This is a genomic window from Pontimicrobium sp. MEBiC06410, from assembly GCF_053601615.1.
The window spans coordinates 1-212 of the sequence record NZ_JBSHNT010000076.1 but is presented as its reverse complement, the minus strand read 5'-3'; the positions used below and the strand labels follow the sequence as shown (position 1 = coordinate 212).

The 212-nt window shown below is 42.9% G+C and carries 1 protein-coding gene; it reads left to right on the top strand.

The window, feature by feature from the left end:
- Positions 1 to 212 (top strand): hypothetical protein (locus tag ACVC08_RS00495; RefSeq protein WP_452600555.1); only part of this gene is annotated, 212 nt, incomplete at both ends.

Below are 212 nucleotides of genomic sequence, written 5' to 3'. Positions count from 1 at the left end.
GTATTAGATGGGCAAGACCCAGCCAACTATATCGTAAGCTATTACTTAACACAAGCCGATGCAGATGCAGGCATTAACCCATTACCAATACCCTATACCAATGTCACCAACCCACAAATTATTTATGTACGAGTAGACAATGACACTATGATTGGGACTATGGACAGTTCAGACTGTTACGCTACCGCAGAACTAACGTTGCAAGTCAACCC